The 1,391-nt window shown below is 51.1% G+C and carries 1 rRNA gene; it reads left to right on the top strand.

The window, feature by feature from the left end:
- Nucleotides 1-1,370 (top strand): 23S ribosomal RNA (locus tag J8L98_RS24405); the annotation flags it as partial.
- Nucleotides 1,371-1,391 lie beyond the last annotated feature (21 nt).

Raw genomic sequence — 1,391 nt, 5'->3', positions numbered from 1 at the left:
ACGGTAGTGAAGTTGCTGATGCCCTACTTCCAGGAAAAGCCTCTAAGCTTCAGATTATTTCGAATCGTACCCCAAACCGACACAGGTGGTCAGGTAGAGAATACTAAGGCGCTTGAGAGAACTCGGGTGAAGGAACTAGGCAAAATTGTACCGTAACTTCGGGAGAAGGTACGCTCTTGATTGTGATGGGATTTACTCCTTAAGCGATTGAGAGCCGCAGTGACCAGGTGGCTGGGACTGTTTATTAAAAACACAGCACTGTGCAAAATCGTAAGATGACGTATACGGTGTGACACCTGCCCGGTGCCGGAAGGTTAATTGATGGGGTTAGACTTAGGTCGAAGCTCTTGATCGAAGCCCCGGTAAACGGCGGCCGTAACTATAACGGTCCTAAGGTAGCGAAATTCCTTGTCGGGTAAGTTCCGACCTGCACGAATGGTGTAACCATGGCCACGCTGTCTCCACCCGAGACTCAGTGAAATTGAAATCGCAGTGAAGATGCTGTGTACCCGCGGCTAGACGGAAAGACCCCGTGAACCTTTACTACAGCTTGGCACTGAACATTGAACCTACATGTGTAGGATAGGTGGGAGACTTAGAAGCACAGTCGCTAGATTGTGTGGAGTCAACCTTGAAATACCACCCTTGTAGTTTTGATGTTCTAACGTAGGTCCCTGATCGGGATTGCGGACAGTGCCTGGTGGGTAGTTTGACTGGGGCGGTCTCCTCCCAAAGAGTAACGGAGGAGCACGAAGGTTGGCTAAGTACGGTCGGACATCGTACGGTTAGTGTAATGGTAGAAGCCAGCTTAACTGCGAGACAGACACGTCGAGCAGGTACGAAAGTAGGTCATAGTGATCCGGTGGTTCTGAATGGAAGGGCCATCGCTCAACGGATAAAAGGTACTCCGGGGATAACAGGCTGATACCGCCCAAGAGTTCATATCGACGGCGGTGTTTGGCACCTCGATGTCGGCTCATCACATCCTGGGGCTGAAGTCGGTCCCAAGGGTATGGCTGTTCGCCATTTAAAGTGGTACGCGAGCTGGGTTTAGAACGTCGTGAGACAGTTCGGTCCCTATCTGCCGTGGGCGTTTGAGAATTGAGAGGGGTTGCTCCTAGTACGAGAGGACCGGAGTGAACGAACCGCTGGTGTTCGGGTTGTCATGCCAATGGCATTGCCCGGTAGCTACGTTCGGAACTGATAAGCGCTGAAAGCATCTAAGCGCGAAGCAGGCCTCGAGATGAGTTCTCACTAGAGCTATAAGCTCTCTGAAGGGCCGTTGGAGACTACAACGTTGATAGGCTGGGTGTGGAAGCATGGTGACATGTTAAGCTAACCAGTACTAATTACCCGTGAGGCTTAACCATACAACGCCAAAGTGGTTTAAG

The sequence above is a fragment of the Pseudoalteromonas sp. MMG013 genome (genome assembly GCF_018100885.1).
Lineage (GTDB): Bacteria > Pseudomonadota > Gammaproteobacteria > Enterobacterales > Alteromonadaceae > Pseudoalteromonas > Pseudoalteromonas aurantia.
This window is presented reverse-complemented; position numbering and strand designations above follow the sequence as displayed.